Raw genomic sequence first — 13,351 nt, forward strand, 5'->3', positions numbered from 1 at the left:
CGCGCGCCGTGCGAGCGTGAACCACGGAACGAGTGCGGTGCATCGGCCGCCGTCCGCGAAAGGTCCGCACAGGGACCGGGGCGCACTCCGCCGGCCAACTCCCCCTGAGTGCCTTGTCAGTCCATCAAGTGAGTGGCCACGCGCGGGCTGCGACGGAGGAGTCCGCGCGCGACATCTGTTCCCGCCCCTGCGTCCGCGCCTCCCAGGCCGGGCCCGAGGTCCTCAGCACACCGTCCGTGCCGGTAAGGAAACCTTGTGAACAACCCCCGTACGCTGATCGTCGGAGCCGGAATCTCCGGTCTGGCCCTGGCCAAGTCTCTGCTGGACCGCGGACTTCCGGTGGAGGTGGTCGAGCGGCGCGCCGACGACGGACAGGCCCTCGGCGCCGGCCTCTACCTGCCGGCGAACGCCGTGCGCACCCTCCGCAGCATCGGCGTGGAGGACGAAGTGGCCAAGCGCGCGGAGCCGGTGACCCGGCAGCGACTCCAGGACCATCGCGGGCGCCCGCTGGCCGAGTTCGAGGTGGGCAGCATCTGGGGTGAGGTCGGCCTCTGCCTGGCGATCACCCGGAGCGACCTCCACGAGGTGCTTCGCGGAGCAGTTGACAACGATGTCGTCCGGTACGGCACCGCGGTGACCTCCGTGGCCGACGACGGCACCGTGACCTTCACGGACGGCGCCACAGGGAAGTACGACCTGGTGGTGGGCGCGGACGGCGTCAACTCCGCCGTCCGGCGCTCCCTCTTCGGTGGTCCGGCTCCGCGCTTCCTCGGCCAGCTGTGCTGGCGGTTCATCGCCGACGACACCGGCATACCCGGAATCACCGACTGGACGGCACGCCTGGGCAGCAAGGGCCGGACCTTCCTGACGGTGCAACTCGGCGGCGGCCGCGTCTACTGCTACGCCGACATCAACAGCCCCGTCGCCACGCCCCCGGCCGGCGACTGGCGCACACACTTCGCCGACTTCGGCGGACCGGTCCCCCGCTTGCTCGAGCAGGGCGAGGACGCGCACTTCGCCGCACTGCGGGAGAGTGAGAACACGGTGTGGACGCGTCCCGGTGCCGCTCTCGTCGGCGATGCCGCTCACACCTTCTCCCCGAGCATGGCCCAGGGCGGCGCGATGGCACTCGAGGACGCTCTGGTCCTCGCCGACACACTGGCCGACGCGCCTGATGTCCCCGCAGCCCTCGCCTCCTTCCAGGCCCGGCGCGCCGGCCGGGTCGCCTGGGTGGTGGCGCAGAACCACCGCCGCGACAAGGCGCGCAACCTGCCCACGCCGCTGCGCAACTTCACCCTCCGCCGGGCAGGTGAGCGTCTCTTCAAGGCCAACCACGCTCCGCTGCACACCCAGCCCTGACCTTCTCGCACTTATCTGAACCGTGTCGGCGACCGGGAACAGCCACCGCTCGGAGCACAGCGTCCGCCCCGGCCTGCCGACCGGCAGGCTCGATAGATTACTTATGACATCTATCACGTGGACACGCAGCGCCCGGGCCCACACAATGACAACGCGAGGGCCTCGCAGTGCCCCGACCGGAAATTGCTGCTGGACACGGGCGACACCACCACCGTCATGCACCCGATCCGCGCACATCCGCTGCCGCGGACGTCCCCCGAGGCCCTGACCGCCGCCCGCGGACCCGGAGCACCGCGAGCCCTTGACACCGAACATCTTGATCTCCCTTGAGTGGCCCGCCGCCATCCGGCGCGCTCCTCAAGGGACCGAACAGTCCCCCTGGAGCGATCTGTGAGCAACGAGACAGCCGGTCACCTGACCCCGGGCCCTCACCAAGTGGACGTGGACGGCCTCACCCAGCGCTACCACGTCCACGGATCGGGCCCGGTCTGCCTGGCCGTGCCCGGCGGCCCGGGTGTCGACTGGGCATCCCTGCGGACACCGGAACTCGAGGAGTTCCTGACCATGGTGTACGTGGAACCGCTGGGCACCGGCGACTCGCAGCGCCTCCCCTCTCACCCGCACGGCTACACCCGTGAGCGTTACACCCGCAGCCTGACCGGGCTGCTCGACCGGCTGGCACTCCCCCGGGTCTTCCTGCTCGGCCACTCCCACGGTGCCTTCGTCGCGCAGCACCTCGCGCTGCACCACCCCGACCGGCTGCACGGTCTGGTTCTGTACGAAGGCGCTCCCGTGACGGGTCCCGAGCACATGGCGGAGGCCGCCGCCAGGGTGGACGCGTTCGTCCGGCGCAACCAAGGCCGGCCGGAGCTTCCCTCGGCGCTCGCCGCCCTGCAGGCCGTCGGATCAAGCACCGACGACGCCTCCATCACCGAGGCCCTGCGCGGTCTGCTGCCGGTCTACTTCGCTCGGTACTGGGACCGCGAGGACGAGTTCCGCGCGTTCCGCTCCACGGTCACCTGCACGTACGTCTCGACGGAGCACGAGACGGGAGAACCCGACGTCATCGACGACAGGGACGCCCTGCCCGGACTCACCGTTCCCACTCTGGTCCTGGTCGGCCGACACGACGTGATCTGCGGGCCGCGATGGGCCGAGGAACTCCACACGCTGATACCCGGATCCCGGCTGGCGGTGCTGGAGGACAGCGGGCACCTCGGCCACGTCGAGGAACCCGAGGCGTTCGCGCGGGCCGTGCGCGGCTTCGTGGAGTCCACGCGGACGGAAGCCGAGCCCCGTACCGGGGGCGCCGTACCTGAGGAGCTGCGGGCACTCTCCGGCCCGGTGTTCATGCCCGGCACGGACGAGTACGCCGCCGAATGCGCCACGTTCAATCTCAACCTCTCCTTCCGGCCGGCTCTCGTCGTGGGGGCCGCCTGTGAGGACGACGTCCGGGCGGCGGTGCGGTTCGCCGCCGCCCGGGGCATGCCGATCGCGGTGAAGTCCTCGGGGCACCAGTTCGTGTCGCCGGCGGAGGACGCCGTGCTCGTCACGACGGAACGGATGAAGCGCCTGTCGGTGGACGGGGACCGGCGCACCGTCAGTGCCGAGGCCGGCCTGCGCTGGAGCGAGGTGCTGCCGCGCACGGCGGACGCCGGCCTCACTCCCGTCGCGGGTTCCGCCCCCGAGGTCGGGGTGGTCGGGTACACCCTCGGAGGAGGCCAGAGTCCGCTGCTCGGCCGGACCCACGGATACGCGGCCGATCATGTGCGCCGCATGAACGTGGTGACGGCGGACGGCGAACTGCGCACGGTGGCACCGGACACCGAGCCGGACCTGTTCTGGGCCCTGCTCGGAGGGAAGGGCAACTTCGGTGTCGTGACCGAGATCGAGTTCGACGTCTTCCCCGTGACCCGCTTCTACGGCGGCGGCATCTACTTCGCCGGCGAGGACCTGGCCGCCGTGCTGGACGCCTGGCGGTTGTGGGTGCCGACCGTGCCGGAGGAGATGACGACGTCCCTCGGTGTCCAGCGGCTTCCCGACCTGCCGGCGCTGCCCCCGCCCCTGCGAGGCGCGTTCGTCGTGCACGTGCGGATCGGCTACCTGGGGTCCGCCGACGACGGCGAGAGGCTCGTGGCCCCGCTCCGGGCGGCGGCGCCGGTCCTCCTCGACGCGGTCGGGGAAAAGCCCGTCACCGCCGTCGGGGAGATCCACATGGACCCCGTGGAGCCGATGCCGTACTTCGACCGGAGCCTGTCCCTGCGGGAGTTCCCCGAGAAGGCGGCGCAGACCCTGGTGGAACTCGTGGGGTCCGGCTCCGGCTGCCGGCTGGCGAACTTCGAGATCCGGGCGCTCGGTGGTGCGCTGGACCGGGAGCCGCGCGTCGCCAACGCGGTCTCGATGAGGGGCATTCCGTTCGTCACCTTCGGCCTCGCGGTCGGCGGTGCCGACCGTGCGGACGACCTGAGGAGGGATCTGGCGAAGGTCGTGGACGGCCTCGCGCCTTGGGCGGCGGACCGGGGCATGGTGAACTTCCTCTCGCCGGACGAGGCCGCGGACACCGACGGCGTACGGGCCGTGTACGGGCCGGAGCGCTACGACAGGCTCGCCGAGGTGAAGCGGCGCTACGACCCCGCCAATCTGTTCCGCCACAACCACAACGTCCTTCCAGCCTGAGCGCCCTGCCCCCGTGGTCGAAGACCGCATCGCCTGTTCTTGCACAGGAGCCCGCCGAGGATCCCTTCTTCGGCGTGCTTGGCATGGAACTCGGCCACGGGGAGGCACGTTGAGCGCGAGTAGGGGTGGGGTCCGCCGGGCGAGGTCCGGTGGACGCCGGACACTCCAGGGGAGACGCATGCGCCGACGGGGACACGTGACCCGCCCGGCTCACCCCCTGACGCGAATGGCCGGTCAGTCCCCCGGGCCGGCCAGGAGGTGGGAGCAGGAGGAGCGGGCGACGAACGCGAAGCCGTCGTAGTCCCGGGCCGGAACGAGCGGCGCCGTGTGGAAGCGATGGACGTTCGCGCCGAAACCGCGCTGCGCCTGCGGACTGTCGAGCCACGGTTCCGGCCCGGCCCTCAGGTCGGCGTAGTAGTCACCGCGTACGGCGTCCGCGAGCCGCGCCTCGATGCTGCGGATGCCGGTGCCGACGCGGTGCCGCACGGGAGGACCTTGGAGGTCGTCGCCGCGCCGGGCCAGGAAGGACCCCTTGCCGAAGAGGAGGGCCAGGGCGTAGCAGGCGTCGCCGTACCGTTCGCGGAGCCGGCTGCCCAGGGCCGGAATCCCCTCCCCTTAGGTGCGACACCGGCACCCTCGCGGGCGATCTGACCGCCGTGAACTGCGAGGTCGAGGCCGGGCTCACCGGTGAGCCAGTGACCGCGGCGCTGATCGCCGCTTCGTTCCGTTCGCCACAGGCGGCCGAGGCGTTGCAGCGGTTCCGGGACGAGCGGTATGCGCGGTGCGCCGTCGTGGTGGAGCGGGCCGTGACGCGGGGGAGGTCCCTGCGGGGACGTACGCGCGGAGGGTGGTCGTCGCTGCGACGGCTCCGGTGTATCAGCAGATCCTGTTGCTGAAGGGCGGGGCAGATCCGCTACTCGCCCGACAGACGGCGGCCGGTGTGGCACTGGCAGCATCGCGCGGACTGTTTGTCGCGGACGAGGCGTCCGGAGCGAGGACCGGGCACGGTTCGTTCACTCGGTGACACCGAGGCCATGACTGCGAGGCCCGGCATGAACAAGCGGCCGCCCGAGGAGGATGCCCCCTCGGTACGCGACACTTCCGGAGTTCCGGCAGAGGTGCCGAGCCGGACCAGCTGGGGCGCGGAGCCCCCACCGCCACATGGTCAGGGGCGTGAACGCTCAAGCCGCAGCGTGGCCGCCGGCGTTCGACACCGCGGACGAGGCTGCACGGCTCTGCACCCGCTCGGCGGTCGCCGGGACTCCGAGGCGGCGGAGGGCGACGCTCGCCATGACGAACAGCGCGGCGAACACGGCCAGGAGCACGACGCAGACCATCAGCTGTCGGCTTCCCGCGGCCTGCCAGCGGGTCAACACGGCGGACCCCGCCCACAGCACCGTCGCCGCGGCGTAGAAGGAGCGGATGCGGCGGAGCTGGCGCACAGCCCGCTTCAGCTGACTACGTTCACTCTTCATCGGTGCCATGCGCCCCCGTGTACCCCCGAATCGCGTTGTGCATCAGGGGAAAACGGGGTGCGTCGAGGGCGATGGCGCCGTCGTCCTCGACGCATGTCCGGTCCTCACCTTCCCGCACGGCGGGCCCTACGAGGGCAGGTCCGGGCACATCCCCGAGTTGCAGCGGTTGCATGCCGGTCGTGCCCCGGCGGTGCTCGCCTTCGAGCGGGCGAACCGCGCCTGCTTCGCTGCCTCGGTCCCCGACCGCGGCAACGCCTTCTTCGACCGGTTCGCCGACCGGTTCGACGCGTTGCCGGCCGAGCGGGGCATCGGCGTCTGCGCCTTCCATGTGCTGGTCGCCGACGATCGCATGTCCTCGGACGCCTCCTCGCGCACCTCGTCGCTTACGCGTCGCCTGGGACCGACCTCTCGGGGCGGGCCCACCCCCGCGTAAACCGCTGGTCGGCGTCGGGCGGAACGCGGCAGGATGATCCACATGAGCCTGTCGCCTCCCGAACTCCACACCGCCCGCCTGAGACTTCGGCCGTTCGCCGACGACGACGCGGCGCCGCTCTTCGCCCTGCACAGCGACCCTCGTGTGCTGCGCTACTGGGACTCCGCTCCGTGGACCGAACCGGCACGTGCGCAGCGTTTCCTCGCCACGTGCCGCCGGATGGAGGAAGAGGGCACGGGGGCGCGCCTGGCCGTCGAGCGGGGCTCCGACGGCGCCTTCGTCGGCTGGTGCGGGCTCATCGACTGGAACCCCGACTTCCGTAGCGCGGTGCTGTGTTACGTCTTCGACCGCGAGGTCTGGGGGCACGGCTATGCCACGGAGACGGTGCATGGCCTCCTGCGGTGGGGGTTCGACGCCCTCGGTCTCAACCGGGTCCGGGCCGACGTCGACACCCGGAACGCGGCGTCGGCGCGAGTGCTGGAGAAGCTCGGCTTCATCCGCGAGGGCACTCTCCGCGAGGACTGCATCGTCGACGGCGACGTCTCCGACTCCTGGGTCTACGGCCTCCTCCGGCGTGACTGGCGTCCGGTGGAAGTGCCCTGAGAATGAAGCCGAGCCGGGCCCGGCCGATACGCCCCGCCGACCTCTCGGCCTGAGCACTTTCGGTGCCCCCTCGCGGGCCGACCGGTCGACCGGTCAAGGCGAGGTAGGCCGGGCCGGAGCCAGGCAAGCCCCTCACCGGCAGGGCCGCCGCTCCCCTCGGAGACGAAGCGGGCCACGGCGGCGGTATACCACTGCCACACGTTCCAGCCGTAGTCACGCAGAGCGGGAAGGTGGTCACCAGGTCCGGGAAGACGGCGGGGCGGGCACCATGGTCGGGAGCGACCCACCGGGAGACCAGGGCGTGCGACTGCAGTGGACGACCACCGCCTCGTGGCCGGCGCGGAGGCGCCCACGGGGCGGTCGCGGCGACCACAACGGCACCAGCCCGCGCCACTCATGCGATGGTCGACGGCATATCCTGGCCGGATGAGTGAGCGTCCGATGCAGGAGCCGAGTCTGTTGATTCTCACGGCACTGGCCGACCGGCCTCGGCACGGGTACGCCGTTACGCAGGAGGTCAAGGCGTTGTCCGAAGGGCGCGTCGTGCTGCGGACCGGCACGCTCTACGGGGCCCTGGACCGTCTCCTCAAGGACGGACTCATCCAGGTCCACCGGGAGGAGGTCGTCGACGGGCGGGCCCGGAAGGTGTACGCCCTTGCTCCGGCCGGGCGGGAGACACTGTCCGCGGCGGCCGAGCGGATGGCGGCGACCGCGCGCGAGGCCACCCGTCGGCTCGGGCTTTCCGGACGCCCCGCCACGCAGACGTGATCGAGGCTGTCCTGCGCCTGTATCCGCAGCGGTACCGTCTCGAGGCGGGCGACGAGATCGTCGCCGCTTATCGGGAGTCCGTGGACGGCGTCCGTGCCGTCGACCGGCTCCGGGAAGCCGCCGACATCGCCGGGCACGCCCTGCGCATGCGGCTCGGCGTGACGTCCTCGAGCACGGTCGGACAGCTCCTCGCGGCAGCGGCTCCGCAGGTCGCCGGGGTCGCCGCCGCCTACTGCGGGCTGCATCTGAGCCGCTGGTACGTCGCCGCCTCCCTGTCCCCCGCCTTCCCGCCCCTCGACCCGGACAGCTGGACCGTGCGGTTGTTCGCCTCCGCGGTCGTGGCCGTCGGTGCCGTCACCGCGCTCACCGGCCGGTGGCGTGCCGGGGCGTGGGCGGCCGTCGTCGGGCTGGTGGCCTACGCGGTCGCCACCGTCGCCAGCGGGCCGGCCTTCGGTGATCCCGTCGTCACGCCCGTCATGGCGCTGCTCGCGGCCCTGGTGTTGGCAGCCGCTCCGCCCGATCTGCCGCCGGGAGCGCGCGACCGTGTCACCGCCGGAGTGACGGCCGCCGCCGTGTGGGTGCCCGTCACCGCGTTGTACGCCGGCGTGCTTCCCGTGAGTACGGACTACGGTCTGTGGCCTCTGCTGGTGCTCGCGGCTTGCGGCGTCGCGGGTGCGCTGCGGCAGCGGTCTCTCGCCGTCGTCCGGTCGGCTGCGGTCGTCGTGGCCTGTCCGTTGTTTCTCGCCTACGCCCATACCGTCGGGCCCTGATTCGTCGTCCGGGCAGGCGTGCCGGGGCCTGACCGGCATGTTCAGTCACGACATTCATAGTCAGTTCACCGATATATACTCTCGTTCTCCCTATCGTCACGCTCGACACCCAGGTGGCCCCCGATGCCGTTCACGCTTTCCCACCCGGCCGCCGTTCTGCCGTTGCTGCGCCACCCGTTCTCGCCGGGCGCCCTGGTCTGCGGGGCCGTCGCGCCGGACGTGCCGTACTTTCTCGCCGCGGCCGGCATACCCGTGAGCGCCCAGTCCTGGTACGAGCCGTTCCTCAACGCCACCACGTCCCATCAGATGTCCGGAATCGGCGTACCGGCGGTCTTCTCGGCTGTCTTGTTGGCGGCGTACGCCGTGGTGCGGCGACCGGTCGTCGACCTGTTGCCGGCCAGACTGTCTCCCGACAGCGAGCACGGACTCGGCGACCCCCTGCGTCGGGCGGGTTGGGTACTGCTCTCCCTCGCGATCGGCATCGCCACCCACCTGGTGTGGGACTCGTTCACGCATGCCGACGGATATCTGGTGACGCATCTGGCGATCCTGCGGTCCCATGTCGCCGGGGACCTCACGGTGGCGCGTGCCGTGCAGCACCTCAGCACCGCCGTAGGACTCCTGGCCATCGTCGTCGTCATGTGGCGCAGGCTGCGCGGCGCCCCCGACCGGCGGAGCGCAAGCGCCACGCGGGACACCTTGCCCACCCTCACCCGCCGGGTCGTGGCCGGCGGCCTGGCTGTCGCCGTGCTCGCCGGTGGCGCTGCCAACGCCACACCCCTGACCGACCGTCAAGAAGCGGGGATCGGCGCGCGCGAGGCCGCAGAAGTGGTTCTGTCGGACTGGGTCACCGGGGGTGGCGCCGCCCTGGCCTGTGCGGTTCTGGCGTACGCCGGCGGCTGGTGGGCGCACAAGGCGCTGCTCCGCGCCGCCTCCCGCCGGTCGGCGCTCACGGAGTGAAGCGCTCGCGGATCAGGTCGAGCGTGCAGCGTGCCACGGCGAGCAAGTCCTCGCGCGGCGCACCGAGCCGGGATCGCACCGACAGCCCGTGCCAGACCGACTGGACCAGTCCGGCGACAACCCCCGCGTCGACAGCCGCCGCCAACTCGCCGTGTTCCAGCGCGCGTTCGATGCGCTCGCGCAAGGTCCGTTCGTTCGAGACCTGGAGTTCGGCGAAGTAGGTGCCCGCGTCGAGCGTGTCGGTGCTGTCGGTCATCACGGCGCTGCTGAGCAGGCAGCCCGGGTGGGTGTCGCTCGGCCGGCAGAATTCGTCGACCGAATCGACGAGGATCCGCTCCAGGACGGTGTGGACGTCCTCTTCCGCGACCGCCCGCGCGTAGATCTCGCGGTAGCGCTCGGCGTAGGTGCGCACCGCTCCCTCGAAGAGCCCGGCCTTGCTGCCGAACGCGGCGTAGAGGCTCGACGTCGACAGCCCGGTGGCGGCGGTGAGGTCACGCGTGGACGTGCCCGAGTAGCCGCGGGCCCAGAACAGGCGGGCCGCTTCGAGGATCACGTGATCCCGGTCGAAGGCGCGAGGGCGTCCCCGCTGTCGTCGTTCCACGCTTGCATTGTAGAGCGTCTGATCCAATAATGAGGTTTATGGAGCAGACGTTTCAGAAACAGGTTCCGGTCGGTGGCGGCAGCTGGGTCACGGTCGAGGTCCACGGTGATCCGGGAGCCCCAGGGCTCGTCGTCCTCCCTGGTGTGATGAGTGACGCGCGGGCGTGGCGCCGCGTCGCCTCGGCAGTCCGCGCCTGGCCGTCCGTGGCGGTCGTCAACCGCCGGGGACGTACGCCGTCCGGGCCGCTGACCGACACGTACTCGCTGCGGACCGAGGTCGAGGACCTGTACGCCGTTCTCGACGCGTTCGACGGCACGCGTGCAGTCTTCGGCTGGAGCTACGGCGGGCTCATCGCCCTGCTCGCCGCCGACGGGCGTCCCGTGCGGCAGCTGATCGCCTACGAGCCGGTCATGCGCCCCTTCGGCCTGCACGCTCTGCCCGACCTCGCCTCCGCCGACGAGCGGCGGGACCGGGACGCGACCGTCGACATCGTCAACCGCCGGATCACCGGCCTGGATCCGGCGCGGGTCGCAGCGCTGCGGGCGGATCGCGAGGTGTGGGAGAACCTGCGCCGGCTGAGCGAGCCCTTGTACAGGGAGACGCTGGCGTTGAACGAGCCGGCGCCGGACGTCATGGCCCGGCGCGCGGACCGTGTCGATCTGATCGTCGGCGGCGCGAGCCGGGGCACCGCCCCTTACGGGACGTCGTTCGACGACGTGCGGCGGCGGGTGCCCGCTGCCAGGGTCCACGAACTGGCCGACGAGGGGCACCTCGTCCATCTCGAGGCGCCTCTGCAGCTCGCCGAGATGCTGAACGGGTTGGCCGACTGACGCTGCCGCGTTCGCGTTCACGGACGTCCTACGGGGTTTCGTCTGGCTGGTCAGGCGGCGGTTATGGCGCCCAGCCGGGTCGGACGGGTCCGAGCGGCTCCTGCGGGAGCGCGTTCGGGCCTTGCCGTGCCAGCAGGCGCGGGACCCCGGCCGGCGACAGGCCTTCCGCCGGAGGCGCGGGGGAGAACAGCCCGTGGCTCCGGTCGGCCTGCTGCCCGCTCACGCGCCGGACGTGGTTCGGTGTGCGGGGCTTACGTCCGCTCGTAGGTGAGGCAGTTCACCTGCTCGTGCTCGAGGCCCACGGCGATGGCCGGGGCGTGGCACTCGAGTCCGCTGTTGTGGCGGCAGTCGGCCATCTTGCAGGCGCCGACCCTGCCCGTCGTCGAAGGTTCACCGCCCTCGAGGTCGGCGCCCATGAACGTGTCGCAGACAGGACTGTCGAGGTCCCCCACGGTGATCGCCGCGGCGTGGCACGCGTGGTCATGGTTGTACGCGCAGCCCTCGGCCGCGCATTCGCTGATGACGGGCAGTTGCATGACGGGTGCGGCTGTCATGGCGGATCGCCCTTCTCTTGAGGTCGTGCGGAGCGTCCGGAGCTGCCGGTTCTTCTGAAGCCGTCGGCGCTTTGGACAGTGCCCGGCGGCTCCGGCACGGTATCCGTCCGGGCCCGCCGCTGGCGGAACGCTCCTCTCCTGTCTTCCACTGTCCGTGACGGCACCGGGCTGCGCATGTCCACAGGGGTCGGCGGCCGGGAACCCGCGGGCTACCTGCCGTGCAGGTGCGTGCTCAGGCGTGACAGCAGGGGCAGTGCCGCCTCGAGCGTCCTGCGTTCGTCGGCGTCGAGGACGGCGTTGATCGCGGCGCCGAGCCAGTCGGCGCGCCGCATGCGTTCCTCGGTAAGACGGTCGCGTCCCGCCTGCGTGAGGTGGAGCAGGAGCTTGCGCCCGTCGCCCGGGTGCGCCTCGGCCCGTACGAAATCCTGAGCCAGCAGGTCTTTCACGGTCTTGGCCGCCGACTGGTGGGTGACTCCGCGCTGCTGGGCGATCTCGGCGGTCGTCAGCGGGCCGCCGCGGTCCAGGTAGCCCAGCACGGCGGACTCGCCGGGCGGCATCGTGTCGGCGGCGCGCACCGTGCGGACGAGCCCGCCGATGGTCAGCCGGAGTTCCTCGGCCAGTTGTTTGTCGTCCATGACCGTCACTTTACCTGTTTATATCAATTGAGTTGTACAGTCTAGTTGTAGATATTCGCACGTTCGGAAGGCCCCCTCGTGAAGCTCACCAAGCACGCCCATGCCTGCGTCACGCTCGAGAAGGACGGCACCCGGCTGGTCGTCGACCCCGGCGCGTTCACCCCGGACGCGGCCGGAGCCGTCGCCCGGGCCCACGCCGTACTGATCACCCATGAACACTTCGACCACTTCGACGAACAGGTCGTCGCCGCCGCTCTTCAGGCGCGGCCCGACCTGCAGGTCTACGGCACCTCCGCCGTCGCGGCCGCCCTCGGCAGCCACGGAGGGCGCGTGCATGTCGTCGCCGCGGGTGACACCTTCAGCGTGGGGTCGGTCACTGTCAGTGTCCACGGCCACCGGCATGCGCGGATCCACCCCGACATCCCGTGCCCCGACAATGTCGGGTACCTCCTCGGTGACGGTGCCGTCCACCATCCCGGCGACGCCTACTGCGTGCCCGACGCCCCCGTGCGCACCCTCCTGCTGCCGACCAGCGGCCCCTGGACGAAGCTCGGTGAGGCCGCCGACTACGTCCGCGCCGTCAAGCCCGAGCGTGTCGTGGAGATCCACGAACTCATGCTGAGCGACCTGGGCCGGCAGTCCACCGCGAATCTCCTCGGTGAGAAGGGGCTGACCGGCATTCCGATCGAGCGGCTGGAGCCCGGCGCCTGCGTTCAGGTGTGAGACTCCCCGGCGCCTTCGGTCATTCGCGCACTAGGCGGCCTGCCCTGTTGTCGTGGTGCGGCAGGAGGACGACCCGGCGCTGAAGGTCCCGACGCGGCCGGGAGGGCGCCGGGCGGGCCGCCCGTCCCGGGCCGGGCCCTGCGCCGACCGGCCGTTTCACCGATGCTGGAAGCAGGAGTACGACGACGACCACGCACCACGGCGCGTGACCGGCACCGCCTTCCGTGATCGTCACCGGCTTCCGGAGGGACCGGTCACCATGAGCTCACACGTCACCTCCTCCGCCGCTCCGCCGCCCGGCCCGGCGGGCGCCGCCCCGGCGTATCCGGCCCGGCTGACGGCGCGGCTCGACACGCCGCTGTCGCGCTGGCTGTGGCTGGTCAAGTGGCTGCTCGCGCTCCCCCACCACGTCGTCCTGTTCTTCCTGTGGGTGGGGGTCGCGGTGGTGAGCGTGGTCGCCTTCTTCGCGATCCTTCTCACCGGCCGGTACCCGCGTCCCCTGTTCGACTTCACCGCCGGTGTGCTGCGCTGGAACTGGCGCGTGGCGTACTACGCGTACGGCGCTCTGGGCACCGACCGCTATCCGCCGTTCACCCTCGCCGACGTCCGCGACTACCCGGCGCACTGGGACGTGGCCTACCCGGAGCACCTGTCGCGCGGGCTGGTCCTGGTGAAGTGGTGGCTGCTGGCCCTGCCGCACTACCTGGTCCTGGGGTTCTTCGTCGGCGGCGCGCGCCTTGCCTGGTTCTCGGGCGGCCTCATCGGCCTGCTCGCGTTGTTCGCGGGCGTCGCCCTGGCCTTCACCGGACTGTATCCGCGCGGCCTCCACGACCTGCTGCTCGGCCTCAACCGGTGGGTGCTGCGGGTCGCCGCGTACTCGGCGCTGCTCACGGACGCGTATCCGCCGTTCCGGCTCGACCAGGGCGGGCGGGAGCCGGATGCGGCTTCGTGACGACACAGTAGG

The 13,351-nt window shown here is 71.4% G+C and carries 15 protein-coding genes and 1 pseudogene; 11 read left to right on the plus strand and 5 right to left on the minus strand.

Features of this window, described 5'->3' with window-relative positions:
- Positions 1–255 precede the first annotated feature (255 nt).
- Together ACF1AG_RS14435 and ACF1AG_RS14440 are read left to right on the plus strand one after the other, a co-directional pair.
- Entirely contained in the window at positions 256–1,359 is a 1,104-nt protein-coding gene (locus ACF1AG_RS14435) for an FAD-dependent monooxygenase (RefSeq protein WP_391809814.1), read from the plus strand.
- A gap of 390 nt (positions 1,360–1,749) precedes the next feature.
- Positions 1,750–4,035 carry an alpha/beta fold hydrolase gene (locus ACF1AG_RS14440; RefSeq protein WP_391809815.1) on the plus strand — a complete coding sequence of 762 codons (2,286 nt, stop codon included), beginning with the start codon at positions 1,750–1,752 and terminating at the stop codon, positions 4,033–4,035.
- A gap of 234 nt (positions 4,036–4,269) precedes the next feature.
- Here the strand turns inward: ACF1AG_RS14440 and ACF1AG_RS14445 are convergent, their stop codons facing one another.
- Positions 4,270–4,641 carry an erythromycin esterase family protein gene (locus ACF1AG_RS14445; RefSeq protein ID WP_391809922.1) on the minus strand — a complete coding sequence of 124 codons (372 nt, stop codon included), beginning with the start codon at positions 4,639–4,641 and terminating at the stop codon, positions 4,270–4,272.
- A gap of 50 nt (positions 4,642–4,691) precedes the next feature.
- On the opposite strand from ACF1AG_RS14445, the gene ACF1AG_RS14450 reads away from it, so the two are divergent.
- Positions 4,692–4,931 (plus strand): hypothetical protein, encoded by a 240-nt coding sequence (locus ACF1AG_RS14450; RefSeq protein WP_359600138.1) that lies wholly within the window; start codon positions 4,692–4,694, stop codon positions 4,929–4,931.
- 285 nt (positions 4,932–5,216) lie between these two features.
- On the opposite strand, the gene ACF1AG_RS14455 is transcribed toward ACF1AG_RS14450, so the two are convergent.
- Positions 5,217–5,519: a hypothetical protein gene (locus ACF1AG_RS14455; protein WP_359600137.1), complete on the minus strand. Its 303-nt coding sequence runs from the start codon at positions 5,517–5,519 to the stop codon at positions 5,217–5,219.
- A 139-nt stretch (positions 5,520–5,658) separates the two neighbouring features.
- On the opposite strand from ACF1AG_RS14455, the pseudogene ACF1AG_RS14460 reads away from it, so the two are divergent.
- From ACF1AG_RS14460 to ACF1AG_RS14480, 5 genes and pseudogenes are all read left to right on the plus strand, one after another.
- A pseudogene (locus tag ACF1AG_RS14460) lies at positions 5,659–5,856 on the plus strand (GNAT family N-acetyltransferase); the annotation flags it as partial.
- Positions 5,857–5,985: 129 nt separating this feature from the next.
- Positions 5,986–6,546 (plus strand): GNAT family N-acetyltransferase, encoded by a 561-nt coding sequence (locus ACF1AG_RS14465; protein WP_359600135.1) that lies wholly within the window; start codon positions 5,986–5,988, stop codon positions 6,544–6,546.
- A gap of 426 nt (positions 6,547–6,972) precedes the next feature.
- Positions 6,973–7,314 carry a PadR family transcriptional regulator gene (locus ACF1AG_RS14470; RefSeq protein WP_359600134.1) on the plus strand — a complete coding sequence of 114 codons (342 nt, stop codon included), beginning with the start codon at positions 6,973–6,975 and terminating at the stop codon, positions 7,312–7,314.
- On the plus strand, positions 7,311–8,084 hold the full coding sequence (locus ACF1AG_RS14475; RefSeq protein WP_391809816.1) for a hypothetical protein: 774 nt from the start codon (positions 7,311–7,313) through the stop codon (positions 8,082–8,084). The genes ACF1AG_RS14470 and ACF1AG_RS14475 overlap by 4 nt, the downstream gene beginning before the upstream one ends.
- A 123-nt stretch (positions 8,085–8,207) precedes the next feature.
- Positions 8,208–9,044, plus strand: coding sequence for a DUF4184 family protein (locus tag ACF1AG_RS14480; RefSeq protein WP_359600131.1), 837 nt, complete (start codon positions 8,208–8,210; stop codon positions 9,042–9,044).
- Here the strand turns inward: ACF1AG_RS14480 and ACF1AG_RS14485 are convergent.
- Positions 9,034–9,645: a TetR/AcrR family transcriptional regulator gene (locus tag ACF1AG_RS14485; RefSeq protein ID WP_391809817.1), complete on the minus strand. Its 612-nt coding sequence runs from the start codon at positions 9,643–9,645 to the stop codon at positions 9,034–9,036. The genes ACF1AG_RS14480 and ACF1AG_RS14485 overlap by 11 nt on opposite strands.
- A 38-nt stretch (positions 9,646–9,683) precedes the next feature.
- Here ACF1AG_RS14485 and ACF1AG_RS14490 point away from each other — a divergent pair, with 38 nt between their 5' ends.
- On the plus strand, positions 9,684–10,475 hold the full coding sequence (locus ACF1AG_RS14490) for an alpha/beta fold hydrolase (RefSeq protein WP_391809818.1): 792 nt from the start codon (positions 9,684–9,686) through the stop codon (positions 10,473–10,475).
- 251 nt (positions 10,476–10,726) lie between these two features.
- Here ACF1AG_RS14490 and ACF1AG_RS14495 read toward each other — a convergent pair whose 3' ends face one another.
- Entirely contained in the window at positions 10,727–11,029 is a 303-nt protein-coding gene (locus ACF1AG_RS14495; RefSeq protein ID WP_359600127.1) for a DUF1540 domain-containing protein, read from the minus strand.
- Positions 11,030–11,238: 209 nt separating this feature from the next.
- On the minus strand, positions 11,239–11,664 hold the full coding sequence (locus ACF1AG_RS14500; RefSeq protein ID WP_359600126.1) for a helix-turn-helix domain-containing protein: 426 nt from the start codon (positions 11,662–11,664) through the stop codon (positions 11,239–11,241).
- 78 nt (positions 11,665–11,742) lie between these two features.
- Here ACF1AG_RS14500 and ACF1AG_RS14505 point away from each other — a divergent pair, with 78 nt between their 5' ends.
- Together ACF1AG_RS14505 and ACF1AG_RS14510 are read left to right on the plus strand one after the other, a co-directional pair.
- Positions 11,743–12,387, plus strand: a complete 645-nt coding sequence (locus ACF1AG_RS14505) for an MBL fold metallo-hydrolase (RefSeq protein ID WP_359600125.1) — start codon at positions 11,743–11,745, stop codon at positions 12,385–12,387.
- A gap of 259 nt (positions 12,388–12,646) precedes the next feature.
- Complete coding sequence (locus tag ACF1AG_RS14510; protein WP_359600124.1) at positions 12,647–13,339, plus strand: DUF4389 domain-containing protein; 693 nt, start codon at positions 12,647–12,649, stop codon at positions 13,337–13,339.
- The last annotated feature ends 12 nt before the right edge of the window (positions 13,340–13,351 follow it).

The sequence above is a fragment of the Streptomyces sp. NPDC014764 genome (assembly GCF_043082785.1).
Lineage (GTDB): Bacteria > Actinomycetota > Actinomycetes > Streptomycetales > Streptomycetaceae > Streptomyces > Streptomyces althioticus.